Annotated in this window: 25 protein-coding genes; 23 read left to right on the top strand and 2 right to left on the bottom strand. The window is 68.9% G+C overall.

All coding sequences use genetic code 11. The features are described from left to right. Positions 1 to 271 precede the first annotated feature (271 nt). Positions 272 to 2,560, top strand: coding sequence for a TonB-dependent receptor domain-containing protein (locus VGL85_RS00325; RefSeq protein ID WP_331584803.1), 2,289 nt, complete (start codon positions 272 to 274; stop codon positions 2,558 to 2,560). 21 nt (positions 2,561 to 2,581) lie between these two features. On the opposite strand, the gene VGL85_RS00320 is transcribed toward VGL85_RS00325, so the two are convergent. Then, entirely contained in the window at positions 2,582 to 3,814 is a 1,233-nt protein-coding gene (locus VGL85_RS00320; protein ID WP_331584801.1) for an MFS transporter, read from the bottom strand. Between the two features lie 210 nt (positions 3,815 to 4,024). Between VGL85_RS00320 and VGL85_RS00315 the strand changes: the two genes are divergently transcribed. The 19 genes from VGL85_RS00315 (at position 4,025) to trmB (ending at position 22,357) form a co-directional block, all read left to right on the top strand. After that, positions 4,025 to 5,257, top strand: coding sequence for a Gfo/Idh/MocA family oxidoreductase (locus VGL85_RS00315; RefSeq protein WP_331584799.1), 1,233 nt, complete (start codon positions 4,025 to 4,027; stop codon positions 5,255 to 5,257). Between the two features lie 3 nt (positions 5,258 to 5,260). Then, positions 5,261 to 6,961 carry a GMC family oxidoreductase gene (locus tag VGL85_RS00310; protein WP_331584797.1) on the top strand — a complete coding sequence of 567 codons (1,701 nt, stop codon included), beginning with the start codon at positions 5,261 to 5,263 and terminating at the stop codon, positions 6,959 to 6,961. Continuing rightward, positions 6,961 to 7,608 (top strand): gluconate 2-dehydrogenase subunit 3 family protein, encoded by a 648-nt coding sequence (locus tag VGL85_RS00305; protein WP_331584795.1) that lies wholly within the window; start codon positions 6,961 to 6,963, stop codon positions 7,606 to 7,608. Before VGL85_RS00310 ends, VGL85_RS00305 begins: the two co-directional genes overlap by 1 nt. Positions 7,609 to 7,617: 9 nt before the next feature. Then, positions 7,618 to 8,301, top strand: coding sequence for a DUF1080 domain-containing protein (locus VGL85_RS00300; RefSeq protein ID WP_331584793.1), 684 nt, complete (start codon positions 7,618 to 7,620; stop codon positions 8,299 to 8,301). 136 nt (positions 8,302 to 8,437) lie between these two features. Then, positions 8,438 to 10,084 (top strand): murein biosynthesis integral membrane protein MurJ, encoded by a 1,647-nt coding sequence (murJ, locus tag VGL85_RS00295; RefSeq protein WP_331584791.1) that lies wholly within the window; start codon positions 8,438 to 8,440, stop codon positions 10,082 to 10,084. Between the two features lie 140 nt (positions 10,085 to 10,224). Further along, positions 10,225 to 11,259, top strand: coding sequence for a tryptophan--tRNA ligase (gene trpS, locus VGL85_RS00290; RefSeq protein ID WP_331584789.1), 1,035 nt, complete (start codon positions 10,225 to 10,227; stop codon positions 11,257 to 11,259). 158 nt (positions 11,260 to 11,417) lie between these two features. Then, positions 11,418 to 11,900: a universal stress protein gene (locus VGL85_RS00285; protein WP_331584787.1), complete on the top strand. Its 483-nt coding sequence runs from the start codon at positions 11,418 to 11,420 to the stop codon at positions 11,898 to 11,900. A gap of 158 nt (positions 11,901 to 12,058) precedes the next feature. Beyond that, entirely contained in the window at positions 12,059 to 12,631 is a 573-nt protein-coding gene (locus VGL85_RS00280; protein WP_331584785.1) for a NifU family protein, read from the top strand. Positions 12,632 to 12,704: 73 nt separating this feature from the next. Further along, positions 12,705 to 13,349: a tRNA (adenosine(37)-N6)-threonylcarbamoyltransferase complex dimerization subunit type 1 TsaB gene (gene tsaB / locus VGL85_RS00275; RefSeq protein ID WP_331584783.1), complete on the top strand. Its 645-nt coding sequence runs from the start codon at positions 12,705 to 12,707 to the stop codon at positions 13,347 to 13,349. 10 nt (positions 13,350 to 13,359) lie between these two features. Next, positions 13,360 to 13,821: a GNAT family N-acetyltransferase gene (locus tag VGL85_RS00270; protein WP_331584781.1), complete on the top strand. Its 462-nt coding sequence runs from the start codon at positions 13,360 to 13,362 to the stop codon at positions 13,819 to 13,821. A gap of 73 nt (positions 13,822 to 13,894) precedes the next feature. Further along, entirely contained in the window at positions 13,895 to 14,266 is a 372-nt protein-coding gene (locus VGL85_RS00265; protein WP_331584805.1) for a Fur family transcriptional regulator, read from the top strand. A 160-nt stretch (positions 14,267 to 14,426) separates the two neighbouring features. Beyond that, positions 14,427 to 15,785 carry a tRNA (N6-isopentenyl adenosine(37)-C2)-methylthiotransferase MiaB gene (gene miaB, locus VGL85_RS00260; protein ID WP_331584779.1) on the top strand — a complete coding sequence of 453 codons (1,359 nt, stop codon included), beginning with the start codon at positions 14,427 to 14,429 and terminating at the stop codon, positions 15,783 to 15,785. Continuing rightward, positions 15,782 to 16,735, top strand: coding sequence for a PhoH family protein (locus VGL85_RS00255; protein ID WP_331584777.1), 954 nt, complete (start codon positions 15,782 to 15,784; stop codon positions 16,733 to 16,735). The genes miaB and VGL85_RS00255 overlap by 4 nt, the downstream gene beginning before the upstream one ends. A 10-nt stretch (positions 16,736 to 16,745) precedes the next feature. Continuing rightward, positions 16,746 to 17,201 carry an rRNA maturation RNase YbeY gene (gene ybeY / locus VGL85_RS00250; RefSeq protein WP_331584775.1) on the top strand — a complete coding sequence of 152 codons (456 nt, stop codon included), beginning with the start codon at positions 16,746 to 16,748 and terminating at the stop codon, positions 17,199 to 17,201. 20 nt (positions 17,202 to 17,221) lie between these two features. Beyond that, complete coding sequence (locus VGL85_RS00245) at positions 17,222 to 18,121, top strand: hemolysin family protein (RefSeq protein WP_331584773.1); 900 nt, start codon at positions 17,222 to 17,224, stop codon at positions 18,119 to 18,121. 8 nt (positions 18,122 to 18,129) lie between these two features. Then, a complete protein-coding gene (lnt, locus tag VGL85_RS00240; protein WP_331584771.1) occupies positions 18,130 to 19,686 on the top strand; it encodes an apolipoprotein N-acyltransferase in 1,557 nt (518 codons plus the stop codon). A 79-nt stretch (positions 19,687 to 19,765) separates the two neighbouring features. Further along, positions 19,766 to 20,188: a helix-turn-helix transcriptional regulator gene (locus VGL85_RS00235; RefSeq protein WP_331584769.1), complete on the top strand. Its 423-nt coding sequence runs from the start codon at positions 19,766 to 19,768 to the stop codon at positions 20,186 to 20,188. Between the two features lie 126 nt (positions 20,189 to 20,314). Next, on the top strand, positions 20,315 to 21,535 hold the full coding sequence (metK, locus tag VGL85_RS00230) for a methionine adenosyltransferase (protein ID WP_331584767.1): 1,221 nt from the start codon (positions 20,315 to 20,317) through the stop codon (positions 21,533 to 21,535). 135 nt (positions 21,536 to 21,670) lie between these two features. After that, positions 21,671 to 22,357: a tRNA (guanosine(46)-N7)-methyltransferase TrmB gene (gene trmB / locus VGL85_RS00225; protein ID WP_331584765.1), complete on the top strand. Its 687-nt coding sequence runs from the start codon at positions 21,671 to 21,673 to the stop codon at positions 22,355 to 22,357. On the opposite strand, the gene ppa is transcribed toward trmB, so the two are convergent. Continuing rightward, the gene (gene ppa, locus VGL85_RS00220; RefSeq protein ID WP_331584763.1) at positions 22,354 to 22,881 is read right to left on the bottom strand and encodes an inorganic diphosphatase; all 528 of its coding nucleotides are present in this window, start codon (positions 22,879 to 22,881) and stop codon (positions 22,354 to 22,356) included. The two genes, trmB and ppa, sit on opposite strands and share 4 nt — an antisense overlap. Positions 22,882 to 23,747: 866 nt before the next feature. Between ppa and rimP the strand changes: the two genes are divergently transcribed. Genes rimP through VGL85_RS00205 form a run of 3 tightly spaced genes read left to right on the top strand, consistent with a single transcriptional unit; the run spans position 23,748 to position 26,726 of the window. After that, on the top strand, positions 23,748 to 24,296 hold the full coding sequence (rimP, locus tag VGL85_RS00215) for a ribosome maturation factor RimP (protein WP_331584760.1): 549 nt from the start codon (positions 23,748 to 23,750) through the stop codon (positions 24,294 to 24,296). Between the two features lie 27 nt (positions 24,297 to 24,323). Then, entirely contained in the window at positions 24,324 to 26,048 is a 1,725-nt protein-coding gene (nusA, locus tag VGL85_RS00210; RefSeq protein WP_331584758.1) for a transcription termination factor NusA, read from the top strand. Between the two features lie 30 nt (positions 26,049 to 26,078). Continuing rightward, positions 26,079 to 26,726 carry an RNA-binding protein gene (locus VGL85_RS00205; protein WP_331584756.1) on the top strand — a complete coding sequence of 216 codons (648 nt, stop codon included), beginning with the start codon at positions 26,079 to 26,081 and terminating at the stop codon, positions 26,724 to 26,726. The last annotated feature ends 110 nt before the right edge of the window (positions 26,727 to 26,836 follow it).

Below are 26,836 nucleotides of genomic sequence, written 5' to 3'. Positions count from 1 at the left end.
GGAGCTTTCGATCGCTGTATCGCCGCTCGGATGGCGTGCGTGGTCGTGGCGCTGCCGTGGAGTATCTGGCCCATAGAGCCTCCCGATGTGAGCACTCAGCTAAGCTGAGTCCCCCACACAGCGGGACCAGACACCTAGAGCCCGGCCGGGGCCAAACCGGATGCGCTCTTTCGCCCAACCTGCGCCACGAAGTCGGGTTCGATTAGACTTTGGTGACCGGGTTCCCTTAGACAGCCCGGCGCGGTCGGGGGAGCGAGGCTTGCGATATCGAGTGCGTGCATGGCTCGCGGCGACGGCCGCCGCGGTGGCGACCGGGGCCTATGCCCAGACTCAGGCTACGCCCCAGGGCGCCGGTCCGGGCCAGGCCTCGCCACCTGCGCTGGGCGCGGCGGGCCAGAAATCCGCGGCGCCGAAAGCCGGCAAAGCGTCCAAGGCCGCGACGCCAAAGGCCGCGCCCTCCAAGACCGTCGACGAGGTGGTGGTCACCGGCGCCTCCCAGAACGGCTTCCGCAGCTCCATCGACCGCAGGAGCTACGGCGTGGCCAACGACCTGGCCGCCACCACCGGCACGATCAGCGACGCGCTGAAGAACATCCCCTCGGTCGAGGTGGACGTGCAGGGCAACGTCTCCCTGCGCGGCGACACCAACGTCACGATCCTGGTGGACGGCAAGCCCTCGGCCCTGTTCCGCGGCCAGAGCGCGGCCCAGGCGCTGCAGTCGCTGCCCGCCGATTCCGTGGAGCGGGTGGAGGTTATCACCAATCCGTCGGCCGAGTTCTCGCCGGACGGCTCGGCCGGGATCATCAACCTGGTGATGAAGAAGACCCACCGGATCGGGACCTCGGGCAGCATGCGCTACAACGTGGGCACGGCGGGGCGGCGCAACGGCGGGGTCTCCGGCGCCTACAGCTCCGACGCCCTGACGCTGTCCGGGGACGCGGGCTTCCGCCACGACCCGCAGCACTCGGTGAGCGAGGACACCTACACCCTGATCGACCCTACCGGCGCGCCGACGCAGACGGTTCACGAGGTCAATGACAACCGCGGCCCCTACGACCAGTGGAATGCGCGCGTAGGCCTCGACTACGATTTGAACAAGACCGACCGGGTTTCCGGTGAAGTCCACGCCAACCAGACGGATCTCGATTTCCACAACCTGATCCACCTGCGCGGCTTTGACCCGACGGGGGCGCTCGACCAGGCCTTCGACCAGAGCGGCCTCCTCAAGCAGGTGCGCGACAACAGGGGAACCCAGGCGAGCTGGCGGCGCATCAAAGGCGTCGACGACGATGTCTCGCTGAGCGCCAGCCACGAGACGACCTACGAGCGCAACGAGACTGCGTTCGACGGGATCACCAGCCTGCCCGCAGCCCCAGACAACTTCCAGGACATCCGCGGCCATAACATCCTGGCGCTCAGCGACCTGCGCGCCGACCTGCGCCGTCCGATGCCGAACGACGGGAGGCTGAAGGTCGGCTACGACCTGCGGATCGACGACAACAGCTATGACAACGTGGCCGCACGCGGCGTGAGCCAAGCCGTCGCCGGGCCGGACCCGACGCTCTCGAACCTCTTCCTCTACAAGCAGACGATCAATGCGGCCTATGTGACTTACGAGCAGCCGTTCGGCGCCTTCACCGTGCTGGGCGGTCTGCGGCTGGAAGACGTGGAGCTGGACCTCAATCAGGTCACCAGCGCCCTCGTCCACGACTCCAACGCCTTCAACGCCTATCCGACCCTGCACCTGAACTACAGGTTCAGCAACAACCAGAGCCTGACGCTCAGCTACAGCCGGCGGATTTCGCGGCCCGCACCCAGCGACCTCAATCCCTTCCGCATCGAGTCGGACCCGTTCAACTTCCGGCAGGGAAATCCGAACCTGAAACCGGACCAGACCGACAGCTTCGAGGCCGGCTACCAGTACCGGGCCGGCGGGACCTTCTACCTGGCGACGGCCTACTATCGCTCTTCAACCCACGACGTGACCGACGTGGTGACGGAGTCCGGCAACATCTTCCTGGACACCAAGGAGAACCTGAATTCCGCCAAGCACGCGGGTTTGGAGCTGGTGGCCAACGGCCATTTGACCAAGGACCTGAGCTACAACGCCTCGACCAATGTCTACTATGCGGAGATCGAGGCCGGGACGATCAACCTGCCTGGCGTCATCGGCGCGACCGGAAGTCGGTCGGCCATCGAGGGTGGCGGCCGCTTCAGCCTGAACTGGCAGATCACGCCCAACGATTCGGCCCAGGCCAGCGGGACCCTGAACGCCCGGCGGTTGACCCCACAGGGCTACGTCGAGCCCAGCTTCATCTCGTTCCTCGGCTATCGGCACAAGTTCAACGACAAGTTCGCGGCGGTGGTGACCGTCCAGGACGTGTTCAACAGCTTCGATTCGGTGAACATCATCAACACGCCGCAGCTGCGTGACCGTGTGCAGAGCACCGGCCGCATCCGCGCGGCCTATGTCGGATTCGCGTGGAACTTCGGAACCCCGCCCAAACGGCCGCCGTCGCCCCCGCCGCCGGAGCAGGATCCGGAGACGATCCACGGCTGACGCCCGCCGATAAGGGCGGCCTCAGGCGGCCGCGCCCTCGGCGACCGCGCCATCCTCCACCGGCCCGCGCTGCGGCGGGCGGAAGAAGGCGGCGAGCAGCAGGACGGCGACCAGCGCCATGCCGGTCGGGACCATGAACAGGGTGCGGTAGTCGACCTTGCCGGCGGCGTCGGTCCAACGGGCGACCAGCGCCGGAAAGAGGAAGCTCGCGCCCACATTGCCGATGCCCAGGATCAGCAGGTTGAACAAGCCCTGGGCGCTGGAGCGGACATCCTTGGGGAAGGCCGCGTCCACAAAGATGTACACGGTGGCGAAGAAGAAGGCGTAGCAGATGCCGTGCAGCAGCTGGACCGTCACGATCACCGGCACGCTGTCGGCGAAGAAGGCGAAGATCGAGAAGCGCGCGGCGTGGCCCAGGATGCCCACGATCATGGTTGTCTTCCAACCCAGCCGGGCGAGCACGGTCCCCAGGACGAGCATGGCCACCACCTCGGCCATCTGGCCCAGGCTGAGCACGATCATCGACAGGTTGCCGGCGATGCCCACCCGGTTGGTCAGGAAGGCGTCGGCCATCACGAAATAGCCCTGCTGGATCACGCTATCGATGAAGGTGACGGCGAACAGCACGCCCACGAACGGCACCGCCAGGAGCTTGATCGCCTCGCGCCAGGCCAGCGGGTCGGCGGCCTGAGCGTCGCGCTTGGGCGGGGTGTGCGGCAGGCTCAGGCTGTAGGCGGCGAGCGCGAAGGAGACGATCGCGGACACCAGGAAGATCCAGCGCACCTGCGAGGCGTCGGCCTTGGCGCCCAAGAGGAAGACGAACGGCCAGCTCACCAGCACCCAGCCGATCGTGCCGCCCATGCGCACTAGCCCGAAGTCCTTGGCCGGGTCCTTCAGGTTGGCGAAGGCGATGGAGTTGGAGACCGACAGGGTCGGCACATAGAGCAGGCTGAAGACCAGATAGGCGCCGAAGAACGGCCAGAAGCTGGTCAGGAAGGCGCAGGCGGCGAGCGACAGGCCGCTCAAGAGATGGCTGACGGCCATGAACCGTTCGGCGGCGAAGTTGCGGTCGGCGAACTGGTTGGAAAAGAAGATCCCGGCCACCGCGGCGATGCCCCAGCAGCTGCCGACCAGCGACTGCTGCCAGGGCGCGAAACCCAGCATGCCCATGTAGGGGAACAGCTTCGGCGCCCAGGCGCCCCAGACCGCCAGCTGCAGCACCATCATCAGAAAAAGCCGCATCCGGACGGTCATCTTCGCCTCCCCCTCGCGCGGGTCTCAGCGCCCCGCTTGGCCTATCGATTACATAGTTGGCGCTGAAGCGCACCTGTCACGATCCGCTCGGCGAACGTCGGGTCGCCGACGCGGTTTGACCTCTCCCGCCGCCGGCGCCAAGTTCGCCGCAAGTCAGTGGTTCGCGGGGGATTGAAGAGCATGGCGCGGGCAGGTGAGGCGCCGCCTCCTTTGCGCATCGGTTTCGTGGGCTCCGGCTTCATCGCCAAGTTCCACGTCAAGAGCTTCCAATCGGTGCGCCACGCCCAGATCACCGGGGTCTTCAGCCCGACGGCCGAGCACCGCGACGCCCTGGCCGCCGAGGTCAACGGCCTGGAGCTCGGCCCCTGCCGGGCGCACGCCACCCTGGAGGCCCTTCTGGGCGCCGACGACGTGGACGCCATCTGGCTCCTGATCCCCAACGACCGGCGGCTGGAGGCCATGCAGGCGATCCACGACGCGGTGAAATCGGGCCGGTCGAAGGTTCGCGCCATCGCCTGCGAAAAGCCGCTGGGCCGCACGCTGGCCGAGGCGCGCGAGATGCTGCGGCTGGCCGAGGATGCGGGCCTCGCCCACGGCTACCTCGAGAACCAGGTGTTCGCCTCGGCGGTGGAGCGCGGCAAGGAGATCGTCTGGCGCCGCGCCGTGCCCGCCTCGGGCCGCCCCTATCTCGCCCGCGCGGCGGAGGAGCACTCCGGCCCGCACGAGCCGTGGTTCTGGCAGGGCCAGAAGCAAGGCGGCGGCGTGATGAGCGACATGATGTGCCACTCCGTCGAGGTGGGCCGCTTTCTGCTGACGGCCCCTGGCGCGGCGCGCGACACCCTGAAGCTGAAGGCCGCCCAGGGCTCGGTCGGCTATCTGAAATGGACCCAGGACCGCTACGCCAAGGCCCTGGCCCACGACTTCAAGGGCGTGGAGATGAAGGCCCATCCGGTGGAGGATTTCGCCCGCGCCACCATCGTCTTCGAGGCCGAGGACGGCCGCGAGGTGATCGTCGAGGCGTCCACCTCCTGGTCCTACGTCGGCGCGGGCCTGCGCATCGACCTGGCGTTGCTGGGGCCTGAGTACGCCATGGAGTTCTCGTCGCTGAATCCGTCCTTGAAGGTCTTCCTGTCGCGGGCGATCCACGGCTCGTCCGGCGAGGACCTGGTGGAGAAGCAGAACGCCGAACAGGGCCAGATGCCGATCGTCGAGGACGAGGCCGGCACCTATGGCTACATCGGCGAGAACCGGCACATGACAGACTGCTTCCGCCATGGGACGACGCCGATCGAGACCTTCGTCGACGGGGTCGAGGTCACGAAGATGGTGATGGCGCTCTACAAGTCGGCCGAGACCGGCCAGGTGGTGAACCTGCCCGACAACAGCCTTGAAACCTACGTCCCGGTTCCCGCCAGGGTAGGTTCGGCGCGGGGAGGCGCCTGAGTCATGGCCGCAGAACCCTATGACGTGATCATCGTCGGCTCCGGCGCGGGCGGAGGCATGAGCGCCTACCACCTGACCAGGTCCGGCCTGAAGGTGCTGATGCTGGAGGCCGGGCGCGACTACGACCCGCGCGTCGAGACCCCGATGTTCAACACCAACGCCGAGGCGCCTTTGCGTGGAGTGAGCACCCCGGACAAGCCCTTCGGCTTCTACGACGCCACCGTCGACGGCGGCTGGGAGGTGCCGAACGAGCCCTATACCGTGGCCCCGGGCTCGGAGCCCTTCATCTGGTGGCGGCCGCGAATGCTGGGCGGGCGCACCAACCACTGGGGCCGCATCGCGCTGCGGTTCGGGCCGCTCGACTTCAAGCCGAAGAGCCGCGACGGCCTGGGCTACGACTGGCCGATCGCCTACGAGGACCTGGCGCCCTGGTACGACAAGACCGAGAAGCTGATCGGGGTCTCCGGCGCCTATCCGCCGCAGAACCTCCTGAACACCCCCGACTCGCCGGCCGGCTGCCTGATGCCCTCGGCGCCGCCCCGGGCCTTCGAGATCTTCTACGGCCGGGCCTTCAAGGCCATGGGCATCCCGGTCATCCCGATGCACGGCGCGGTGGTCACCGGCCAGATGGAGGGGCGCAACACCTGCCTGTTCGCCACGCCCTGCGGTCGCGGGTGCGCCATCGGGGCGAACTTCCAGTCGACCACGGTGCTGCTGCCGCCGGCCATGGCGACCAACAACCTGACCATCACCACCAACGCCCTGGTCTACCAGGTGGACCTCGACAAGGACGGCAAGGCCAAGGGCGTGACCTATGTCGACCGCAAGACCGGCGCGCACCATTCGGCGACGGCGCGCGCGGTGGTGCTGGCGGCGGGCTCGGGCGAGACCGCGCGGATCCTGCTCAACTCCAAGTCCGCGAAGTTCCCCGACGGCCTGTGCAACACCCACGGCATGGTCGGCCGCTACCTTATGGACAGCGTCGGCACCGGGGTCACCGGCCAGTTCCCGGCGCTGGAGGGCATGCCGCCCACCAACGACGACGGCCAGGGCACCCAGCACACCTACATCCCCTGGTGGGGCTACGAGAAGCAGAAGGAACTGGGCTTCGCCCGCGGCTACCACATCGAGATCGGCGGCGGACGGCACATGCCGTCCATGGGCATGGGAAGCCTGCTGCGCGGCGATGACGCCAGCATCGGCGACGACCTGCGCGCCAAGCTGCGCACCAAGTTCGGCTCGACCATCGGCTTCGACGGCCGCGGCGAGATGATCCCCAACGACGACTGCTATTGCGAGATCGATCCGGTCGCCAGGGACAAGTGGGGCATCCCGGTCCTGCGCTTCCACTGGAAGTGGGGCGAGCACGAGACCAACCAGGCGGCGCACGCGGTGAAGACCTTCCTGGAGGTGATCGACCGGCTGGGCGGCAAGCCCGAGGGCCACGTCGAGACCGACGGCACGAAGGCCATTTCCAAGGGCGGCGAGATGATCCACGAGATCGGCACCGCGCGCATGGGCCACAACGACACCGACTCGGTGGTCAACCAGTACGGCCAGAGCTGGGCGGTCTCGAACCTCTTCGTCATGGACGGGGCGGTGATGGTCTCCAGCCCGGACAAGAACCCGACCCTTTCGATCATCGCGCTGGCCTGGCGTTCGGCCGACAACCTGGTGACGCTGGCCAAGCAGGGGGCGATCTGATGAGCACCGAAACTCCCCAACCTCCTGTTGAACACTATGAGCCCAAGATCGACCGGCGCACGGCGCTGGCCTGGGTGGGCGTCGTCGGCGCCGCGACAGCGGTGGGCGCCGGCGTGGTGGTCTATGGGCCGAGGATGGGCGGCGACGTCGTCACCCGCGGCTATGGCACCGACCCTAAGCTCACCAAGCCGGAGAAGGCGCCCTGGACGCGGATCATGACCCGCGACCAGCTCACCACCGCCGCGATCCTGGCCGACTATATCCTGCCGGCCAACGCGACGGCGCCCTCGGCCAGTTCGCTGGGCGTGCCGGACTTCATCGACGAGTGGGTGAGCGCGCCCTATCCGGACCAGCTGAAGGACCGGCCGCTGATCATGAACGGCCTCAACCAGCTCAGCGTGCGGGTCCTGAAGGTGACGCCGGAGGCCCGGGCCGCGGCGCTGGCCGCCCTGCCCGTGGCGACCGACAAGACCACTCACGCCTTCTGGCGCAAGTTCCGCCGGCTGACCATCGGCGCCTACTACACGACCGACGCCGGGATGAAGGACGTGGGCTACATCGGCAACGTGTCGCGCACGTCGGACCCCGGCCCCTCGGACGAGGTGAAGGCGCATCTCGAAGAGCAACTCAAGAAGCTCAACCTCTAAGGAACGATCATGAAGCCTGTCGTCTTGGGCCTTGGCCTCGCGCTCCTGGCGTCCGCTGCGTTCGCGCAGGCGCCCAATACCCTCACCGCCGCCGAGAAGGCCGGCGGCTGGAAGCTGTTGTTCGACGGCAAGGACCTCGCCGGCTGGAAGGGCTTCAAGACCGACAAGCCCGACGCCGGCTGGACGGTGAAGGATGGGGTGCTCGGCCCGACGAAGGGCGTCTCGAAGGACATCGTCACCAAGCAGAACTACGAGAATTTCGACCTGACCTTCGACTGGAAGATCAGCCCGCTCGGCAATTCCGGCGTGATGTACCACGTGATCCCGGTCGGCGATGAGACCTATGAGAGCGGGCCGGAATACCAGTTGCTCGACAACGCCCACGGCGAGCAGCCGCTCGAGCAGGCCGCGGCCGCCTACTATCTCTTCGCGCCCTCGAAGGACATGACCAAGCCGGTGGGCGAGTGGAACCACGGGCGCATCGTCGTCGACCACGGCAAGGTGCAGCACTGGCTGAACGGGGTGAAGGTCGTCGAGTACGACCTGAATTCCCAGGCGTTCAAGGATCGCGTGGCGGCCACCAAGTTCAAGCGCTGGCCGCAGTTCGGAACCGGCAAGAGCGGCGCCATCGCCCTCCAGATGCATGGCAATCCGGTCTGGTTCGAGAACATCAAGATCAAGGTGCTGAAGTGACCGCGTAGCGAATCATCCCGGAAGCCGCGTGAGCGGGGATCCGGGATCCACCGGCGGCAGCGCCAATTTGCGTCGCGCCACGGACGGCGCCCCGCGCTAGGTTGCCGGCCTTGAGTCGTCAGCCGAGCCGCCGTCCGTGACCGCCACCACCGCCCCGAAGCCGGTCGCCGCCAAGTCCAGCGGGCTCATCCGGTCCTCGGCGATCTATTCGTTCTTCACCCTGATCAGCCGGGTGCTCGGCTTCGCCCGTGACGTGGTGCTGGCCTATTACCTTGGCGCCAGCGCGACCTTCGCGGCCGACGCCTACAACATGGGCTTCTCGTTCCCCAACCTGTTCCGGCGGATCTTCGCCGAGGGCGCCTTCGCCTCGGCCTTCGTCCCGGCCTATTCCAAGGCGCTCGCCACCGAGGGCGAGGAGGTCGCCGACGTCCTGGCCGCCGACGCCATGGCGGTGCTGGCGGCCGGGGCGATCGCCGTGACGGTGGCCGCCGAGCTGGCCATGCCGTGGCTGATGTATGTGATCGCGCCCGGTTTCCACGGCCCCAAGCACGACCTGGCCGTCCACCTGACCCAGATCATGATGCCCTACCTGCCGTTCATGGCGATCTACGCGCACCTGTCGGGGGTGCTGAACGGCCGCAACCGCTTCATCTTCTCGGCCGCCGCGCCGATCCTGCTGAACCTCTGGACCCTGGTGGCCGTCTGGCCCGCGCACAACACCCTGCAGGCGGCCTACTACGCCTCCTGGGGCGTGATCGTCGCGGGGATCTCCCAAGCGGCGCTGCTGTGGTGGGGCGTGCGCCGCTCGGGCGCCAATGTGGACATCCGCCGGCCGCGCCTGACGCCGGCGATCAAGGCGCTGATCGGCCTGGCGGTGCCCGGCGCCATCGCCGCCAGCGGCTCGCAGGTGAACATTTTCATCTCCAGCATGCTGGTCAGCCAAGTGAACGGCGCGCGGACCTGGCTGACGGTCTGCGACCGGCTCTACATGCTGCCGCAGAGCCTGGTGGGCGTGGCCATCGGCGTGGCCCTGTTGCCCAGCCTGTCGCGCCACGTCCACGCCGGCGACAAGGTCGGCAGCCACAGGGCCATCGACGAGGCCGTGGTCTTCTCCCTGGCGCTCAGCCTGCCGGCGGCGGCGGCCCTGTTCTCCATGCCCTTCTTCCTGATCGACGGGCTCTATACGCGCGGCGCCTTCACCCATTTCGACGCGCTCGCCACCGCCAAGGCGCTGCAGCAATACGCCTGGGGCGTGCCGGCTTTCGTGCTGTCGCAGCTCTTCAACCGGGTGTTCTTCGCCAGCCAGGACACGCGCACGCCGATGCGGTTCACCCTGATCGCGGCCGGCGTGAACATCGCCGCAGGCGTGACGCTGTTCCACTTTGTCGGTGTCGCCGGGATCGCCGCGGCGACCAGCCTGGCGGCCTGGGTCAACGTGGTGATGATGGTGTCGACCCTGCACAAGCGGGGGCTCTACGAGCCCAGCGCCAAGACCATCTCGCGCCTGATCCGCGTGCTGGTGGCCAGCGCGGCGATGGGCGGCCTGCTGGCGCTCGCCTCGCACGACCGCGGTCTTCTGGAGGCGCCGCTGCATCACCTGCGGCTGGGGCCGCTCGGGCCGAAGGAGCTGGTGATCGTCGGCCTCTCGGCCCTGGCCGCGGTGAGCTTCCCGTTCCTGCTGTTCGCCTCCGGCGGCCTGACGCTGAGCGAGATCAAGGGCGCGCTGCGGCGCAAGCCCGGCGAGAGCGACAAGACCGTCCCGGGCGCCCAGGATCTCGGCTGAGGCTTGCCGAACCGCGCGCCGGGCCGTATCTCGCGGCCATGACTTTTCGGGCCCACCTGACCTGGCGATGGCGTTGATCGGCTGACCCGCTGAACCCGGGCCTTGCGCCCACGCCTCCATTCCCTGAGAAGCCTCATCCCATGACCGACCAAGCTCCGGCCCCCTACACGGGCCCGCAACGCGTGCTTTCCGGCGTCCAGCCGACCGGCGACCTGCACCTGGGCAACTACCTGGGCGCCCTGGTGAAGTTCGCCCGCATGCAGCACGAGATCGAGACCTTCATCTTCGTGGCCGACCTGCACGCGCTCACCGAATGGGTCGATCCGAAGAAGCTGAAGTCCAATGTCCGCGAGATCACTGCGGCCTATCTGGCGACCGGGCTCGACCCCAAGGTCGCCAGCATCTTCGCCCAGTCGGCGGTGCCCGAGCACGCCGAGCTCGCCTGGGTCTTCAACTGCGTCGCGCGCCTGGGCTGGCTCGACCGGATGACCCAGTTCAAGGACAAGGCCGGCAAGCACAAGGAGCGCTCCAGCGTGGGCCTCTACACCTATCCGGTGCTGCAGGCCGCCGACATCCTGATCTACAAGGCCACCCACGTGCCGGTGGGCGAGGACCAGCGCCAGCACCTGGAGCTGACTCGCGACATCGCGGCCAAGTTCAACCACGACTTCGAGGCGCCGGGCTTCTTCCCGCTGCCCGAGACGATGACCCAGGGGCCGGGCGCGCGGATCATGTCCCTGCGCGACGGCAAGGTGAAGATGAGCAAGTCCGACCCCTCGGACTATTCGCGCATCAACCTGACCGACGACGCCGACACTATTTCCCAGAAGGTGAGGAAGGCCCGAACCGACCCCGAGCCGCTGCCGGCCACGCTGGACGAGCTGAAGGCTCGGCCCGAGGCGGAGAACCTAGTGGGGGTCTATGCGGCCCTATCGGGCCAGACCGCGCAAGCGGTGCTGGACGAGTACGCCGGCCAGGGCTTCGGGGTCTTCAAGCCGAAGCTCGCCGACCTGGCGGTCTCGGTGATGGGCCCGATCGGCGGCGAGATGCGCCGGCTGCTGGGCGACCCGGCGGAGATCGACCGCATCCTGGGCGCCGGGGCCGAACATGCGCGCAGCGTCGCCGGCCCGATCCTGGCCGAGGTCAAGCGCATCGTGGGCTACTGGGCGGGGTAGGGTTTTACCTTCGTCATGGCCGGGCTTGTCCCGGCCACCCATGAACACCGATCCCACAGAACAACCTGCGACGCCCGCGTGCATGGGTCCCCGGGACAAGCCCGGGGATGACGGTGGGTTGTTGCTTTGAAACCGAGGAAGCCGCACCGTCGCGGCCGATGAGCACGGCCAGCAAGCGCAAGTTCCTCGTGGTCGCCGACGACACGCCGGAATTCCAGGCGGCGCTGCGCTTCGCGTGCCGCCGCGCCCGGTCCACCGGCGGCCACGTGGCCCTGCTGCGAGTGATCGAGCCGGAATACTTCGAGCACTGGTCCGGCGTGCGCGAGGAACTGGAGCGCCAAGCGCGCGAGGAGGCCGAGGCGTCCTTACGCAAGTCCGCCGAATTGGTGCTGGCCGAGACCGGCCTGCCGCCGGAGTTCATCATCAAGAACGCCGACAACGTCCGCATGGGCCTGCGCGAGGCGATCGCCGGCGACCCGGACATCAAGATCCTGGTGCTGGCCGCCGCCGTCGGCGGTCGCGGGCCGGGGCCGCTAGTGGCCTCGCTGGCCAAAGAGGGCGTGAGCTGGGGCGGACGCAAGGTGCCGGTGACCCTGGTGCCCGGCGACCTGACCGACGCGGAGATCGCGGACCTGGCGTGACAACATAGGTCGTCATCACCCAGCTTGTCCGGGTGACCCATGCTGAGCCTGGCTTTGGATGAGCCGCTTGGGTCCTCCGGATCGGCTACGCCGACCGGAGGATGACGAGCTTTTGGAGGTGGCTTGCGCTCTGCCGCTCGTCACGCCACATCTGGCCCATGTTCATCCAGACCGAACCCACGCCGAACCCTGAGGTGCTGAAGTTCCTGCCTGGCCGCGAGGTGATGGGCGAGGGCACGCGGGACTTCCGCGACGCCGTCGCGGGCGCCGCCTCGCCGCTGGCGGCGGAGCTGTTCTCCATCGAGGGCGTCGAGCGGGTGTTCTTCGGCCCGGACTTCCTGACCGTCGGCAAGGGCGCCGACCACGACTGGAGCCACCTGAAGGCGCCGATCCTGGCGGCGATCATGGACCACTTCACCTCCGGCCAGCCGCTGTTCGCCGGCGAGGGCGAGGCGGCAGGCGGCCATGATGAGGGCGTCTACGAGGGCGAGACCGCCCAGATCGTTGCCGAGATCAAGGACCTGCTCGACACCCGCATCCGCCCGGCGGTGGCGCAGGACGGCGGCGACATCCTGTTCAACCGCTTCGACGTGGCGACCGGCGTCGTCTACCTGAACATGCGCGGCGCCTGCTCCGGCTGCCCGTCGTCTTCGGCGACCCTGAAGGCGGGCGTCGAGAACATGCTCAAGCACTACGTCCCGGAAGTGACGGCGGTCGAACAGACGCTTTAGAGCCCGTCATCCCGGCCAACGGAGGGCGAAGCCCGTAGGCCGAGCCGGGACCCATGCGCTATCACCGGCTCCCATGCTAACCCTCGGCCTCGACACCTGCCTTTCCGCCTGTTCGGTCGCCGTGCTCGATGGCGCGCGCGTGCTGGCGTCGGCGCGCGAGGTCATGGCCCGCGGCCACCAGGAACGGCTCGCCCCCATGGCCCGCGAGGTGATGGCGCAGGCCGGGATCGGCTTTCCGGCGCTGGATCGCATCGCAACCACGGTGGGCCCGGGCTCCTTCACCGGCCTGCGTGTCGGCGTGGCCTTCGCCAAGGGCCTGTCGCTGGCGCTGGACAGGCCGGCGGTGGGGATCGGGACCCTGGAAGCCCTGGCGCAGCAGGCGGGCGGCCTGGTCTTCCCGGCCATCGATGCGCGTCGTGGCCAGCTCTACTTGCAAGCCTTCGAGGACGGCTACGCCCTGATGGCGCCGGACGCGGTGACCGCCGAGGTCGCCGCCGCGCGGATCGCCGAGCTGTCGCAGGGTCGGCCCTTCACCCTGGTCGGCTCCGGCGCGGTGCTGCTCGCCGGCTTCGCCCCAGCCGCGACGGTGGTGGAGACGGACGGCGCCAATGCGCGCGACGTGGCCCGCTTGGCCCAGGGCCGCGCGCCCGGCCCCCTGAAGCCGCTCTACCTGCGCGCGCCCGACGCCAAGCTGCCGGCGTCCGCCTTGCCCGCATGATCTGGCCCGCATGAACCTGATCCGCTGCACCGCCGCCGAGTGCGAGGCCATGGCGGCCGTCCACGCCGAGGCCTTCCCGGCCTCCTGGCGCTGGGACGAGTTCGAGGACCTGCTGGACGGCGAGGGCATCTACGGCTTCCTGGCGCGCGACGACGCGCAGACGCCGCTGGGCGTCATCCTCTGCCGGGTCGCGGCCGGCGAGATGGAGGTGCTGACGCTCGGCGTGGCGACGGCCGCGCGCCGGCGCGGCGTGGCGCGGGCGCTGATCGCCGCGGCGCTGCCGGCCGCCCGCGACCTGGGCGCCGGGGAGGTCTTCCTGGAAGTGGCCGTCGACAACGATCCGGCCATCGCGCTCTACGAAGCCCTGGGCTTCCGCCGCGCCGGCCTGCGCAAGGCCTACTACGACCGCCGCCCGCAAGGCTACGTGGACGCCCTGGTGATGCGGCTCGACCTTAACGCCCAGTCCCTCTAAGCCTATCTTGGCTGCGGAACAGGAGAGGCCCGCCGTGTCGGACCGCATCGAGAAGCTCTGCGTGGAGAAGGGCATGCGCATGACCGAGCAGCGCCGGGTGATCGCCCGGGTGCTGTCGGAGGCCCACGACCACCCCGACGTGGAAGAGCTGCACCGCCGCGCCCATGCCGTCGACCCGCACATCTCCATCGCCACCGTCTACCGGACCGTGCGCCTGTTCGACGAGGCCGGGATCATCACCCGCCACGACTTCCGCGACGGCCGCTCCCGCTATGAGGAGCATCCCGACCAGCACCACGACCACCTGATCGACATGAAGACCGGCAAGGTGGTGGAGTTCGTCGACGCCGAGATCGAGGCCCTGCAGGAGGCCATCGCCAGGAAGCTCGGCTACAGGCTCGTGGACCACCGCCTGGAGCTCTATGGCGTTCCGGTCGAGGAGTGACGCCCCGAACTCCCTCCCCTAGTGGGTAGGGACAGGCCGTGAAACGACCAGGGTGGGGAAGCCGGGATCATTCTCCGCCTCAGCGCTCCGGGCCACACTTCCCCACCCTGGCCGCTCGCGCGGCCTTTCCCTCCCCACTGGGGGAGGGCATAACCCGGCCATGCCCGGCCCCAAGCGCCTCTTCATCAAGACCTACGGCTGTCAGATGAACGTCTACGATAGCGAGCGGATGGCCGATGTGCTGTCGCCGCTGGGCTATGTGGCGACCGATAGGCCGGAGGGCGCGGACCTGGTGGTGCTGAACACCTGCCACATCCGCGAGAAGGCCACCGAGAAGGTCTATTCCGAACTCGGCAAGCTGAAGGAGATGCGCGACGAGGCCCTGGCGCAGGGCGGGTCGCGGATGACCATCGCGGTGGCCGGCTGCGTCGCCCAGGCCGAAGGTGAGGAGATCATGCGCCGCCAGCCGGCAGTGGACCTAGTGGTCGGCCCGCAGGCCTATCACCAGCTGCCGGAGCTGATCGCGCGATCCCACCGCGCCCGCGGCGAGCGCCTCTCCGCGGACTTCGCGCCCGAGGACAAGTTCGATGCGCTGGCGCCGGCCGGCCGCAAGGCCGATGGGGTCACGGCGTTCCTGACGGTGCAGGAGGGCTGCGACAAGTTCTGCACCTTCTGCGTGGTGCCCTATACCCGTGGGCCGGAGTGGTCGCGCGATCCCGCCGCCATCGAGGCCGAGGCCCGTGACCTGGCCGCCCAGGGCGTGCGCGAGGTCACCCTGCTGGGCCAGAACGTCAACGCCTACGCCGCCCCAAATGACAGGAATTCGGGCGGGCTGGCGGCCCTGGTGCGCCGGCTGGCGAAAATCGAGGGCCTGGACCGCATCCGCTACACCACCAGCCATCCGCGCGACATGGACGCGGCGCTGATCTGCGCCCACGCCGAGGTCCCGGAGCTGATGCCCTACCTGCACCTGCCGGTGCAATCCGGCTCCGACCGCATCCTGAAAGCCATGAACCGGGCGCATACGGCCGACAGCTATCTGAAGCTGATCGAGACGGTCCGCGCCGCGCGGCCGGATATCGCCATCAGCGGCGACTTCATCGTGGGGTTCCCGGGCGAGCGCGAGAGCGACTTCGAGGCGACGATGGACCTGGTGCGCGCGGTGAACCACGCCGCGGCCTTCAGCTTCAAATATTCCCGCCGCCCCGGGACGCCAGCCTCGGCCATGCCGGGTCAGGTGGCCGAGGCGGTGAAGGACGAGAGGCTGGCGCGCCTCAACGCCCTGCTGGACGAGCAGGCCCGCGCCTTCAACGCCGCCCAGGTGGGCCAGACGCTGCCCGTGCTGTTCGAGCGGCCCGGCCGCCATGCTGGCCAACTGATCGGGCGCAGTCCCTATCTGCAGGCGGTGCACGCCACCGCGCCGGATCGCCTGATCGGCCAGGTCGTTCCGGTGAAGATCGAGAGCGCCGCGCGCATGTCGCTTGGCGGCGCGCTGGCCAAGGAGATGCAACCGGCGTGAGCCGAGCCCCCGAATTCATCACCCTCAGCGACGCGGCGTCCCGCGCGGTGGCCGGCGCCAACTCGCGTCATGCGGCGCTGATCGAGGACGCCTTCGACGTGCTGGTCGAAACCCCCGGCGGCGGGGTCTCGCTGACCGGCGACTCCAAGGGCCGCGCGGCGGCCAAGAAGGCGGTCCAGGCGATCGCCGAGCGCGCCGACCAGGGCCTGGAGATTTCCGAAGCCGATGTGCGCGTGGCCATCGGCCAGGCGCGGTCGGGCGGCGCCGGCCCCGGCGCCCTGCCGGTCGGCCGCCGCGGCCAGGTGGCCCCCAAGACCGCGACCCAGGCCAAGTACCTGGACGCGCTGGGAAGCTGCGAGCTGACGTTCGGCCTCGGCCCCGCCGGCACCGGCAAGACCTTCCTAGCCGTGGCTCACGGCGCGGGCCTGTTGCTGCGCGGCGAGGTGGACCGGCTGATCGTCAGCCGCCCGGCGGTGGAGGCCGGCGAGCGGCTGGGGTTCCTGCCCGGCGACCTGACCGAAAAGGTCGATCCCTATATGGCGCCGGTCTGGGAGGCGCTGACCGACATCCTGGGCGCCGAGCAGTTCCGCAGGCGGCGCGAGAAGGGCGAGATCGAGGTCGCGCCCATCGCCTTCCTGCGCGGCCGCACCCTGGCGCATGCCTTCGTCATCGTCGACGAGGCGCAGAACGCCACACGCCTGCAGATGAAGATGGTGCTGACCCGCCTGGGCGAGGGCGCGCGCATGGTGGTGACCGGCGACCCGACCCAGATCGACCTGGTCAACGCCCGCGACTCCGGCCTGGCGCACGCGGTGGGCATCCTCGAGGGGCTGAAGGGCATCGGGGTGGTGCGCTTCACCGCCGAGGACGTGGTCCGCCACCCGCTGGTGGAGCGGATCGTACGGGCCTACGACGCCGACGCGGCCAAATCCGCCGGGCGGGTTCCGTGATCGACGTCCCATGATCGATATCGAGGTCGAGGCCGCCGCCTGGACGAAGGCCCTGCCGGACGCCGGCCCCCTGGTGCTGGCCGCCGCCCAGGCGACGCTGGATTCCGAGGGCGCGACCGGCGAGGGCGTGGCCCTGCTGCTCACCGACGACGAGAGCGTGCGCGAGCTGAACGCCCGCTTCCGGCGGCAGGACAAGCCCACCAATGTGCTGAGCTTCCCCGCCCCGCAGAACCCGGAACGGTTCCTGGGCGACGTGGCCCTGGCCTTCGGCGTGTGCGCCCGGGAAGCCGCCCAGCAGGGCAAGCCGCTCGCCCACCATCTGCAGCATCTGGTGGCGCATGGCGTCTTCCACCTTCTGGGGTACGATCACGAGACGGACGCCCAGGCCGAGGCGATGGAGAGCCTGGAGCGCGCCGTCCTGGCCGGGCTGGGGATTCCCGATCCCTATGCGGCCCGACCCGGCTAGGATCGCCAACCAGGAACCCCATGGCCGACCCCGACCGATCGAGCGACTTGTCTCCCCACCACCGCCGTGGGGTGCTGTCGCTGTTCGACCGCTTCCGCAGTCGGCCCGGCCCCGAACCGGAGCCGCCACCGCCTGCAGTGATCGCCGCCACCGGCGAGCTGGTCAGCCAGGCGCGGGCCTTCCAGGACCTGGGGGTCGGCGACGTGATGCAGCCGCGCGCCGACATCGTGGCCGTGGACAAGAGCAGCACCTTCGCCGAGGTGGTGGAGCGCTTCGTCGAGGCCGAGCACAGCCGCATGCCGGTCTACAAGGAGACGCTCGACGAGCCGGTGGGCGTGGTCCACGTGAAGGACGTCTTCAAGCTGCTGGCCCGCAAGGTGCGCCGGCCCAAGCACACCGACCAGGTGCTCTCCGGCCGCCACAACCTGGTGCGCGAGATCCTCTATGTGCCGGCCTCCATGCGCGCCTCGGAGCTGCTGGGCCAGATGCGCGCGCGGCAGATCCACATGGCCCTGGTGATCGACGAGTTCGGCGGCACCGACGGCCTGGTGACCCTGGAGGACCTGCTGGAAACTCTGGTGGGCGAGATCGCCGACGAGCACGACGACGCGGCCGAGGACGGCCCCGCGCCGATCCTGCGCGACGGCGAGACCTGGGTCGCCGACGGCCGCACGCCGTTGGAGGACCTGGAGGAGGCGATCGGCGGCGGCGTCGATCTGGCTCCGCCGGACCTCGACGAGGAGATCGACACCCTGGCCGGACTGGTCAACGCGCTGGCCGGGCGCGTGCCGCAGCGGCGCGAGGTGGTCGACCACCCCGGCGGCTTCGCCCTGGAGGTGATCTCCGCTGACCCCCGGCGGGTGAAGCGGGTTCGGGTGCGCCGCCTGGGATCGCGGCCCGCGGCCGACCAGGAAGGCTGACGGCTCCGGTGGCCTGGACGCGCGGATGGCTGGGACGGGCGCTGGCGCTGATCGCCGGGGTCGCCGCGGGTCTGGCGCATCCGCCGTTCGGGTTCCTGCCGGGCCTGCTGGGTTACGCCCTGCTGCTGGCGACGATCGACGGCGGGGAGCCGCGGCCGCTGCGCTCGGCCCTGTTCCGCGGCTGGCTGGGCGGGGTGGGCTATTTCGCGGTCGGGGTCTGGTGGATCACCGAGCCGTTCCAGGTGGACGCGCGCGAGCAGGGCTGGATGGCGCCCTTCGCCCTGGTGCTGATGGCCGGCGGCCTGGCGCTGTTCTGGGCGCTCGCGGCCTGGCTCTACCGGCTGGCGCGGACGCGCGGGCCTGCGCGGGTGCTGGTGTTCGCCGGCGCGCTCACCGTCCTGGAATGGCTGCGCGGCCATGTGGCCACGGGCTTCCCGTGGGACCTGCCGGGCGAGACCTGGCAGGCGGGCTCGGCGCCGTCGCAGTTCGCCTCGGTGGTCGGCGCCTATGGGCTGACGTGGGGCACCGTGGCCATCGCCGCCGCTCCGGCCGTGTTGGCGCTGGACGCGAAGCCGCGAGGCAAGGCCACGACCCTGGCGGCGGCGGCCGTGGCGCTGGCGGGCCTCTGGGGGTTCGGGACGTGGCGGCTCGACCACGCCGTGAAGCCCGCGCCCGGCGCGCCCATGATCCGCATCGTCCAGGCCGACATCGACCAGAAGGACAAGTGGAAGCCGGAGAACCTGGGCCTGGTGTTCGACACCTATGCGCGGCTCACCATCCGCCCGGCCAAGACGCCGCCGGCCATCGTCATCTGGCCCGAGGGCGCCCTGCCGGTGGTGATCGACGACTTCCTCGCGCCGGGCAGCGCCTATGCGCCGGCCCTGCGCGACCTGCTGGTCCCGGGCCAGACGCTGCTGATGGGCGTCAACCGGATGCAGGACGGCCCCGGCGGCAAGACGCTCTATTTCAACAGCCTGATGGCCTTCCGCCGCGAGCAGGACGCGCTGCGGGTGACCGGAATCTACGACAAGCACCACCTGGTGCCGTTCGGCGAATACATGCCGGCCGCCGACCTGGCCGCGAAGGTGGGCTTCCGCAGCCTGGTGCACATGGAGGACGATTTCACCGCCGGGCCGCGCTCCGCGCCGATCGCGCCCTACGGCCTGCCGCCGGTGCAGGTGCTGATCTGCTACGAGGCCCTGTTCCCGGGGGTGACCCGCGACGGCGCCCGGCGGGCGGGCCGCAAGCCGGCCTGGATTCTCAACCCGTCCAACGACGCCTGGTTCGGGCAAGGCTCCGGGCCGCTGCAGCACCTGAACCTCGCCAGCTACCGCGCCATCGAGGCCGGTCTGCCGATCATCCGCGCCACGCCGACGGGTGTCTCGGCGGTGATCGACGCCTATGGCCGGCCGCTCGCGACGCTGGGCCTCGGAGCCCTGGGAGTTATTGACGCACCCCTTCCGCCAGCGGTTGAAAACACAGGCTTTTCCCGCTTCGGGAACCTTGGGTGCGGCGTTCTGATCCTATTGTCTGGCTTGTTGGCAGTGGCCTATCGTGTTCGCTGATCGCAAGCTGTTGGCAATATTGGATTTCTGACGACGTCTGGCCACTGGACCTGTCCGACGGTGTCATGATGGGAGTTCCATGGACAAATCGGACGAGGGCGAAGTGGGCCCGAACCCTGTGGACCGTCATGTCGGCCTCCGGATCCGGATGCGTCGCAAGGAATTGGGCATAAGCCAGGAACGGCTGGCTGAATCCATCGGGCTCACCTTCCAGCAGGTTCAGAAATATGAGCGCGCCGCCAACCGGGTGAGCGCGTCCAAGCTGTGGGAGATGTCCCGGGCGCTGTCCACCAACGTCAGCTATTTCTACGAGGGGCTCGCCGGGGAGGCCGAAGGCCGCGGCGCCAACCTGCCGCGCGAGGCGATGCAGGACTTCCTGATGACGCCGGAGGGCATCGAGTTGGCGGCGATCTTCCCGCGGATCACGCGCAGCCGCGTCCGCCGCAAGATCCTCGACCTGGTCCGCGCCATGGCCGGCGAGCCCGATCCCGGCGAAGTCTAGGGCGCTCCCGGTCTTAACCACGTCGCGCAAAAGCGCGCTTGGAAACATATAAAGATATCTTTATAGGCTTGCCTCCAATTCGGACGCTCCGGTCGGCTGGAGCGTCGCTATCCGGAGCACGAGCCCTTGAGCCGTTCCAGCTACATCTTCACGTCCGAAAGCGTGTCCGAAGGCCATCCGGACAAGGTCGCCGACCGCATCTCCGACACCGTTGTCGACGCCTTCCTGAGCGCCGAGCCTGAGGCGCGGGTCGCCTGCGAGACCCTGGTCACCACCAACCGCATCGTGTTGGCGGGCGAGGTGCGCGCCGGCCGCCCGGGCGGCTCCAAGGCCGAGAACAAGGCGCTGACCAAGGAGATCCTGAAGGGCCTGGAGCCCAAGGTCCGCCAGGCGATCAAGGACATCGGCTACGAGCAGAAGGGCTTCCACTGGGCCAAGGCCAAGTACGCCTGCCACCTGCACCCGCAATCGGCCCACATCGCCCAGGGCGTCGACGCCTCGGAGAAGAAGGACGAGGGCGCGGGCGACCAGGGCATCATGTTCGGCTACGCCTGCGACGAGACCCCGGCGCTGATGCCGGCCACCCTGCAATACAGCCACGACATCCTGAAGAAGCTGGCCGAGGTGCGTCACTCCGGCGAGTGCGCGGTGCTGGAGCCGGACGCCAAGAGCCAGGTCACCCTGCGCTATGAGGACGGCCGCCCGGTCGAGGTGCTGCAGATCGTCGTCTCCACCCAGCACAAGAAGCGCATCGGTCTGCATTCGGCGACGCCCAAGCGCATTGAGCAGGCGATCCGCCCCTATGTGGAAAGCATCTTCCCGGCGGGCTTGATCACCAAGAAGACCAAGTGGCACGTCAACCCCACCGGCCGCTTCGAGATCGGCGGCCCGGACGGCGACGCGGGCCTGACCGGGCGCAAGATCATCGTCGACACCTATGGCGGCGCGGCCCCGCACGGCGGCGGCGCCTTCTCCGGCAAGGACCCGACCAAGGTGGACCGTTCCGCCGCCTACGCCTGCCGCTACCTGGCCAAGAACGTGGTCGCCTCGGGCCTGGCGCGGAAGTGCACCATCCAGATCAGCTATGCGATCGGCGTGGCCCAGCCGCTCAGCTTCTACGTCGACCTGCACAACACCGGCGAGATCGACCCGGCGAAGCTGGAGCTGGCCCTGCCGCAGATGATCGGCGGCGCGACGCCGCGCGCGATCCGCGAGCACCTGCAGCTGAACCGGCCGATCTACGCCCGCACCGCCGCCTACGGCCACTTCGGCCGCCAGCCGGACAACGAGGGCGGCTTCTCCTGGGAGCGGACCGACCTGGCCGACGCGCTGAAGTCCCTGGCCTAGGACGCCTTCGCCCTTCGCCCGTCATCTCCGGGCTTGTCCCGGAGATCCATAGACCCCGAATTTTCAGGCCATCCTTCGGCGCCGGTGCGTATGGATGGCCGGGACGAGCCCGGCCATGACGACGAAAGGATGTCGATGACCGATCCACATCCGCCGCTGCGCTCCTACGGGCGGCTGAAGACGCGGGCGATCAAGCCGCGTCAGGCGGCGCTGATGGAAAGCCTGCTGCCGGCGCTGCGACCGCCGGCCGATGCGTTCGACCCGCGCGCGCTGAAGCCGGATGCGGCCCCGGGTTGGGCCGAGGTCTGGCTGGAGATCGGCTTCGGCGGCGGCGAGCACATGGCGCGTCAGGCTGGGCGGCGGCCGGACGTGCTGATCCTGGGCGCCGAGCCCTTCCAGAACGGCGTCGCCAGTGCGCTGCGCCACGTCGACGAAGCGGCGCTGGCCAATGTGCGCATCCACGACGGCGACGCGCGCGAGCTGATGGTCCGTCTGCCGGACGCCAGCCTGGACCGCGTGTTCATCCTGTTCCCCGACCCCTGGCCCAAGGCGCGGCACAACAAGCGCCGCATCGTGCAGCCCGAGACGGTGGCGGAGCTCGCCCGCCTGCTGAAGCCGGGCGGACAACTGCGCTTCGCCAGCGACTGGGCCGACTATGTGGACTGGACCCTGGAGCGGCTCGGCGCCAGCCGGGCGTTCCGCTGGACCGCCGAGCGCGCGGACGACTGGCGCACGCCGCCCGCCGACCACCTCACCACCCGCTACGAGGAAAAGCGCCTGGGCGATTGCGCCCCGGTGTTCCTGGATTTCGTGCGGGCCTAGCCCTTCGCCCGCTCGATGGAGGCCCTGATCAACTCGCCGGCCTCCTCCGGGTCGGCCCAGCGGATGATGTCGACGCTCTTGCCCTTCTCCAGGTCCTTGTAGTGCTTGAAGAAGTGGGCGATCTGCTCGGTCAGGATGGCAGGCAGGGCGCGCCAGCTGTCCACGCCGGTGTAGAACGGGTGCAGGGCGTCGGCGGGCACCGCCAGGATCTTCTCGTCGCCGCCGGCCTCGTCGCGCATGATCAGCGCGCCCACCGGCCGCGCGCGGATGACCGCGCCCGGCACCACCGGCGTCGGGCCCACCACGATGATGTCCATGGGGTCGCCATCGTCGGCCAGGGTGTGCGGGATGAAGCCGTAGTTGCCGGGATAGAACATCGCGGTGTGCAGGAAGCGGTCGACGAACAGGGCGCCGGACTCCTTGTCCAGCTCATACTTCACCGGCTCGCCGCCCTGCGGGATCTCGATGATTGCGTTGACGTCGTAGGGCGGGTTCACGCCGACGGGGATCTTGGAAACGTCCATGGGCTCGCACACACAAAGGGAGTTGGGCGCGGTGTGTGGACCATCTCGGGTCAACGGGAAAGGCGTCGCGCGGATTTCCTTCTCCCCTTGCGGGAGAAGGTGTCGGCCGAAGGCCGACGGATGAGGGGCCGCGCTGGTCGGCGACGTCAGGGCCGGATAGGGCTTTCACCCCCTCATCCGACCTGCTCCGCAGGCCACCTTCTCCCGCGAGGGGAGAAGGGACGCGGTTCGCGGCTTAAATCTCATGGCGGCCAGTTTGCCTTGGAACCTCGGCGTCTCAAGGACTGGCGAAGCCAGCCGCTCCGCGGCGCGGCCAAGGGCCGCGTTCTTGACACGCCGAGGCCCCAAGGCTCGTTTCAACCATGAGGTCTAAGGCGGGGAGGGCACCCTATTGGACGCGCTCTCGATCGCGATCTGGATGAAACATCCAAAGCCGGGGTTGACCCCATCCCAGGCCATCGACGCCAACGATGTGATCAACGGACCCTCCCTGATGCTCCGTCAGTGCGGCGTACTTCGCGAATGGGCCATGACGACTGAACTCCGTTCCAATCAGACGGAGCCTGACGAGCGTCTGTCCTCTTGTGGCAAAATACTCGCGAACCAGCTTCTCGTCCGTGGGATAGGCAGAGAAAATTCGCAGGACCCGTGCGCTGATGACGAGCGCGACGAGAACCACCAAGCCGATAGCGAGGGTCACATTCAAAGGGTTTCTCCCGACGCCCCGTGACAGAACCTAATCAGCGTACTATATTCCCCTCGTTACATCGCTGATCGCGCTGGATGGCGCCTTCAAGCGGCGGGCTACGGCCCCGCCGCTTTTTTGTTGGCCATCCGGGGCGGTCCTTGAAGGACAGCCTAAGTTGATGCGCGGGAAGACCGCTGAAGACCAAAGACTGCTGGAGCTGCTCGACCCGGTGGCCGAGGCGGCGGGCTATGCCGTGGTGCGCCTGCGCCTGATGGGCGGCGAGCTTCAGCGCCGGCTGCAGGTGATGGCCGAGCGGCCTTCAGACGGCGACATGAACGTCGAGGACTGCGCGCGGCTCAGCCGGGCGCTGTCCGAGGTGCTGGACGCCGCCGATCCGATCGCCGGGGAATATACCCTCGAGGTCTCTTCGCCTGGCGTCGACCGGCCGCTCACCCGGCTGACAGACTTCTCCGCTTACGAGGGCTATGAGGCCCGCCTGGAGCTCGACCGGCTGGCTGAGGGCCGCAAGCGCTTCAAGGGCCTGCTGGCCGGGGTGGAGGGCGACAGCGTCGCCATCGACCTGGAGGGTGAGGACGAGACCGCGCTGGTCCCCTTCGCCTGGATCGCCGAGGCCAAGCTGGTGCTCAGCGACAAGCTGATGAAACGCGGCGCCGAAGCGCGCGCCGCGCGCCTGAATTCCGAGACACCGAACCCATCAACCGACTGAACGACATCCGAGTAAGAGGAACACCCCATGAGCCTGACCGGCATTTCCGCCAACCGGCTTGAACTGCTGCAGATCGCCGAGGCGGTCGCCCGCGAGAAGTCGATCGACAAGGAGATCGTCATCGAGGCGATCGAGGAAGCCATTCAGAAGGGCGCCCGCGCCCGCTATGGCGCCGAGCACGACATCCGCGTGAACATCGACCAGAAGACCGGCGAGGTCACCGTCAAGCGGGTCCAGACCGTGGTCGCCGACGACGCCACCTTCGGTGTGGTCACCGACGAAGAGGGCAATGAGGTCCCGGCGGACGAGCCGGTGGGCATCATCCGCCTTTCCGACGCCAAGCGGACCGACAAGGACGCCGCCATCGGCAAGACCTACGAAGAGGTCCTGCCGCCCTTCGAGTTCGGCCGGGTGCAGACCCAGATGGCCCGTCAGGTGGTGACCGGCAAAGTCCGCGAGGCCGAGCGCGAGCGCCAGTACGAGGAGTACAAGGACCGGGTCGGCGAGGTGGTGAACGGCGCGGTCAAGCGGGTCGAATACGGCAACATCGTCGTCGACCTGGGCCGCGGCGAAGGCATCGTGCGGCGCGACCAGTCGATCCCACGCGAGAACTTCAACATCGGCGACCGGATCCGCTGCTACATCTACGACGTTCGCCGCGAGACCAAGGGCCCGCAGATCCTGCTGTCCCGCGCGCACGGCGGCTTCATGGCCAAGCTGTTCGCCCAGGAAGTGCCGGAGGTCTACGACGGGGTCATCGAGATCCGCGCCGTGGCCCGCGACCCGGGCAGCCGCGCCAAGATGGCGGTGATCTCCAACGACAGCTCCATCGACCCGGTCGGCGCCTGCGTCGGCATGCGCGGTTCGCGCGTCCAGGCCGTCGTCGCCGAGTTGCAGGGCGAGAAGATCGACATCATCCAGTGGAGCCCGGACGAGGCGACCTTCATCGTCAACGCCCTGGCCCCGGCCGAGGTGTCCAAGGTGGTGATGGACGAGGAGGACGAGCGCGTCGAGGTGGTGGTGCCGGACGAGCAGCTGTCGCTCGCCATCGGCCGCCGCGGTCAGAACGTCCGTCTTGCGAGCCAGCTGACGGGTTGGCAGATCGACATCATGACCGAGAGCCAGGAGAGCGAGCGCCGCCAGCGCGAGTTCGCCGAGCGCACCCAGCTGTTCCAGGAAGCCCTGGACGTGGACGAGGTCATCGCCCAGCTGCTGGTCACCGAAGGCTTCGCCACTGTCGAGGACGTGGCCTATGTGGACGTCTCGGAGATCGCCTCCATCGAGGGCTTCGACGAGGACACCGGCTCCGAGATCCAGGCCCGGGCCACCGACTACCTCGACAAGATCGCCGCCGAATATGACGCCAAGCGCACCGAACTCGGCGTCGAGGACGGCCTCCTGGAGATCGAGGGCGTGACTCTGCCGATCGCCGTGGCGCTGGGCGAGGGCGGCGTGAAGACCGTCGAGGACCTGGCCGACCTGGTGCCGGACGACCTGCGCGGCTGGTTCGAGACCAAGAACGGCGAGCGCGTGCGCGAGACCGGCATCCTCGAGGCCTTCGGCCTGGAGCCGGCCGACGCCGAGGCGTTGATCATGCGCGCCCGGGTCGCGATGGGCTGGATCGAGGCGCCGCCTGAGGAGGAGTTGGCTGAGGAGGAGTTGGCCGAGGAAGAGTTTGTGGAGGAGGAGCCGGTCGAGGGGACCGAGGCCTTCGCCGAAGCCGAACTCGAAGGGGAAGCGCGCGACGCCTGAGGGCCGAGCGCGCACGGCTAACGGACCCTGATGGCCCGTTCCGAACCCAAGGCAGGCCCAGCCACCCTCGCGGAAGCCAACCGCGAGCGGCGGGATATCGTGTCCGGCCAGGTGATGGACGAGGCGGGCCTGATCCGTTTCGTCGCCGGGCCGGATGGCGCGGTCACGCCGGACCTGGCGCGCAAGCTGCCAGGCCGCGGCCTGTGGGTCGCCGCCGATCGCGCCTCGGTGGCGGCGGCCGCGGGCAAGGGCCTGTTCGCGCGCGCCGCCAAGGCCAAGGTCTCGGCCGCCGCCGACCTTGCCGACCAGGTGCAATCCCTGCTGCAACGCCGGCTTTTGTCGGGCCTGGGGCTTGCGCGCAAGGCGGGCGATCTTACCTCGGGGTTCGAGAAGGTCGCCGCGGCGTTGGACGCCGGCAAGGCGGCCTGGCTGATCGAGGCGTCCGACGGCGCCCCGGACGGCCGCCGCAAGCTGTTGGGCAAAACCCGCAAGCGCTCCCCGCCGACGCCGGTTTTCGGCGTCTTCAGCGCCGAGGAATTGGGTTTGGCCTTGGGCGCGGAGAATGTGATACACACCGCCTTCCTTGCGGGGCGAGCCGCCGATCGTTGGGCGCAAGACGCCTATCGGTTGTCGGGCTTCCGCCCGCTCCTTCCAGAGAGTTGGCGCGAGGAGCCTTAAGGCGAGCGGGGCTTCGGGCCCGCGCGCCCATTTCTGTTTGATCCCCAGGGTCTTTCGATCCTTTGGGTCTGTTTCGATCCTTGGGGCCGGATCCGCCGGTCCGTCGAGTA

Origin of the sequence: Phenylobacterium sp. (genome assembly GCF_036501465.1) — a bacterium.
Lineage (GTDB): Bacteria > Pseudomonadota > Alphaproteobacteria > Caulobacterales > Caulobacteraceae > Phenylobacterium.
Note: the sequence above shows the minus strand (reverse complement) of the source record. Positions and strands in the feature narration are given on the sequence as shown.

Bases quoted from the DNA above. Each gene is read 5' to 3' on its own strand.
- VGL85_RS00320 (WP_331584801.1), bottom strand. From the start codon at position 3,814: ATGACCGTCCGGATGCGGCTTTTTCTGATGATGGTGCTGCAGCTGGCG.
- VGL85_RS00310 (WP_331584797.1), top strand. From the start codon at position 5,261: ATGGCCGCAGAACCCTATGACGTGATCATCGTCGGCTCCGGCGCGGGC.
- VGL85_RS00305 (WP_331584795.1), top strand. From the start codon at position 6,961: ATGAGCACCGAAACTCCCCAACCTCCTGTTGAACACTATGAGCCCAAG.
- VGL85_RS00300 (WP_331584793.1), top strand. From the start codon at position 7,618: ATGAAGCCTGTCGTCTTGGGCCTTGGCCTCGCGCTCCTGGCGTCCGCT.
- trpS (WP_331584789.1), top strand. From the start codon at position 10,225: ATGACCGACCAAGCTCCGGCCCCCTACACGGGCCCGCAACGCGTGCTT.
- VGL85_RS00285 (WP_331584787.1), top strand. From the start codon at position 11,418: ATGAGCACGGCCAGCAAGCGCAAGTTCCTCGTGGTCGCCGACGACACG.
- VGL85_RS00280 (WP_331584785.1), top strand. From the start codon at position 12,059: ATGTTCATCCAGACCGAACCCACGCCGAACCCTGAGGTGCTGAAGTTC.
- tsaB (WP_331584783.1), top strand. From the start codon at position 12,705: ATGCTAACCCTCGGCCTCGACACCTGCCTTTCCGCCTGTTCGGTCGCC.
- VGL85_RS00270 (WP_331584781.1), top strand. From the start codon at position 13,360: ATGAACCTGATCCGCTGCACCGCCGCCGAGTGCGAGGCCATGGCGGCC.
- VGL85_RS00265 (WP_331584805.1), top strand. From the start codon at position 13,895: ATGCGCATGACCGAGCAGCGCCGGGTGATCGCCCGGGTGCTGTCGGAG.
- miaB (WP_331584779.1), top strand. From the start codon at position 14,427: ATGCCCGGCCCCAAGCGCCTCTTCATCAAGACCTACGGCTGTCAGATG.
- ybeY (WP_331584775.1), top strand. From the start codon at position 16,746: ATGATCGATATCGAGGTCGAGGCCGCCGCCTGGACGAAGGCCCTGCCG.
- VGL85_RS00245 (WP_331584773.1), top strand. From the start codon at position 17,222: ATGGCCGACCCCGACCGATCGAGCGACTTGTCTCCCCACCACCGCCGT.
- VGL85_RS00235 (WP_331584769.1), top strand. From the start codon at position 19,766: ATGGACAAATCGGACGAGGGCGAAGTGGGCCCGAACCCTGTGGACCGT.
- trmB (WP_331584765.1), top strand. From the start codon at position 21,671: ATGACCGATCCACATCCGCCGCTGCGCTCCTACGGGCGGCTGAAGACG.
- ppa (WP_331584763.1), bottom strand. From the start codon at position 22,881: ATGGACGTTTCCAAGATCCCCGTCGGCGTGAACCCGCCCTACGACGTC.
- rimP (WP_331584760.1), top strand. From the start codon at position 23,748: ATGCGCGGGAAGACCGCTGAAGACCAAAGACTGCTGGAGCTGCTCGAC.
- nusA (WP_331584758.1), top strand. From the start codon at position 24,324: ATGAGCCTGACCGGCATTTCCGCCAACCGGCTTGAACTGCTGCAGATC.
- VGL85_RS00205 (WP_331584756.1), top strand. From the start codon at position 26,079: ATGGCCCGTTCCGAACCCAAGGCAGGCCCAGCCACCCTCGCGGAAGCC.